3 protein-coding genes are annotated in these 2,089 nt (G+C 64.6%); 1 reads left to right on the top strand and 2 read right to left on the bottom strand.

Features of this window, described 5'->3' with window-relative positions:
• A partial coding sequence (locus CV014_RS29675; protein ID WP_236145284.1) for a hypothetical protein occupies positions 1 to 308 on the bottom strand: 308 nt, incomplete at its 3' end.
• A 96-nt stretch (positions 309 to 404) separates the two neighbouring features.
• On the opposite strand from CV014_RS29675, the gene CV014_RS29680 reads away from it, so the two are divergent.
• Positions 405 to 1,172: a TIGR00730 family Rossman fold protein gene (locus CV014_RS29680; RefSeq protein WP_236145285.1), complete on the top strand. Its 768-nt coding sequence runs from the start codon at positions 405 to 407 to the stop codon at positions 1,170 to 1,172.
• Between the two features lie 6 nt (positions 1,173 to 1,178).
• On the opposite strand, the gene CV014_RS29685 is transcribed toward CV014_RS29680, so the two are convergent.
• Positions 1,179 to 2,089, bottom strand: a 911-nt coding sequence (locus CV014_RS29685; protein WP_236145286.1) for a sugar-transfer associated ATP-grasp domain-containing protein, incomplete at its 5' end; no start/stop codon positions are given.

Consider the following 2,089-nt stretch of genomic DNA (forward strand, 5'->3'; position numbering starts at 1 on the left):
TCGCCGTTGGGGTTGACCCGTACCACATCGAAGCTCGGCAGAACCACATCGGGGCTGGCGGCGCTTGCCGCGGGATTGGCGACGTCGGTTGCCGGCGTGGATGCTGTCGCAGGGTCGGCGGTGGCGGGGGCTGAAGCCGGCGCATTTGCCGTTGCCGCAGGTTCGGCGGAGGCCGGTTCCTCTGCCGGTGCCGCAGCCTCGGTCGCCGGCATCTCCTGGGCGTCATCGTCCTCCTGCTGGCCGATGGCGTAGATCAAGCCCACGGCCAGGATCACCACGGCGGCACCAGCCGCTCCGATCAATGCCAATCTCGACATGCCTTACCCCATCTGCGGCCCGATTCCAGACCGTTTGCCCCTGTGTCCTGCCGGTAGCTAGGCTAATCCCCGGCAAGGATTCAGGCAATGACTCCCAAATCTGACAAGAATGTGCGCCTTCCACCCCGGCCCACCCCGGGAAGCGACGGCATCGTCATTGAACTGTCCCCGAAGCTGGCTCATATTGGTTCTAATGGATTTGCGCTTTTTCTCACCCCGGCCCGATACACGGGCGACACCCCAGACATCATCAGGAGCTACGCGCTCGGAATGACTCCGATCAACTCGCTTTGCGTCTATTGCGGCTCGTCCCGCGGCAACAACCCCGCTTTCCTGAAGCTTGCCACCGAACTTGGCGCGGCGATGGCCGCGCGCGATACACGCCTGATCTACGGCGGCGGTCGGGTCGGCCTGATGGGCGCCTGCGCCGATGCCGTCATGGCCGGCGGTGGGCAGGTGATCGGCATCATCCCGCAGCATCTGCAGGACCGCGAGGTCGGACATACCGGCCTCACCGAACTGAAGGTGGTCGACAACATGCATACCCGAAAGCGTATGATGTTCGATCTCTCGGACGCATTCTGCGTGCTGCCGGGCGGCCTCGGCACGCTCGAGGAATTCTTCGAGGTCGTGACCTGGCGCCAGCTCGGCATCCACGACAAGCCGATCATCCTGCTCAATGCCGAGGGCTACTGGGACCGCTTGATCGGCATGATGGACGGCATCATCGCCGATGGCTTCGCGCAACCCTCGGCGCGACAATTCTATTCGGTGGCGAATTCCGTGGGCCGCCTGTTCGACATGCTGGCGGCCCCGGCCGATACCCAGGAACCGGATCACCCCGAGCGACTTTAGGTGCTGTCAGGAGGAGGTCCGCATCCGGCGCGCCTTCCAGGCATCGCTCATCGGCTGACGTGCCGCAATCTGAATATGATGGGCGTAGCATTCGGCGAGGCGCCCGATGCCGGCCGGCACGTCATGGGTGCGCTGGATCATGTCGCAGCCCGATTGCACATTGCCTTCGACAATGATCGGGCCGTCATCCGTGATGGCGACATCCCAGCCGATGGTAACGCGGTCGGGAAAGGCGGCATGGCCGCGGCACAGCAAATCCTTGGTTTCCTGCCAGAACGGCAATTGCCGCCCGGCGATCGTGGCGCCGGTGGTGGGGTGCTGGTCGAACCAGATGCAAGGCTGCCTGGTGCCGGCGTCCGACGCCGGACCGAGCTTCCCCGTCGCCACATCGACGCGGCTGACGATGCCGCCCTTGTGGAAATTGTCGACCACCGAGTCCGAGCGCGTCGATGATTTGAAGACCGCGTGGGTCACTTCATAACCGCCGGTCTCGTTCTTCACCGACATGACGCGGCAGGTGGTCAGCACGTTGATGGCAAGGTCGCGCAGATCGCTGTGACCGAACAGAGCCTGCTGCACGATGATCGCCTCGTCCGCGGCCAGCGCCGTGATGTGCGCCAGCAAGTCGGCGGCATTCTTGCGCGTGCCGTGCTGGTCGGCATAGGTGCCATCGGCCTGCAGCAACCAGCGCTCGCAGCCGCGCCCGCCGCGGCCACCCTGCGGCTTGAAGAAGATGTCGACCGGCGGCAGATCGCCCGCGAATTCCAGCAGGCGCGTCGCACTGCCGTCACTGCGCACCAGCATATAGGTGGGAATGCTGCGCACGCCGGCCTTTTCGCAATGCTGGAAGAACGCCGCCTTGTCGTTGAGGATGCGGCGGCTCGGCCGCTCGATGCGGGATTCGATGAGATTGTGCA

The sequence above is a fragment of the Nostoc sp. CMAA1605 genome (assembly GCF_021596505.1).
Taxonomy (GTDB): domain Bacteria; phylum Cyanobacteriota; class Cyanobacteriia; order Cyanobacteriales; family Nostocaceae; genus Trichormus.

Coding starts and splice junctions, on each gene's coding strand:
- CV014_RS29680 (WP_236145285.1), top strand. CDS start 405: ATGACTCCCAAATCTGACAAGAATGTGCGCCTTCCACCCCGGCCCACC.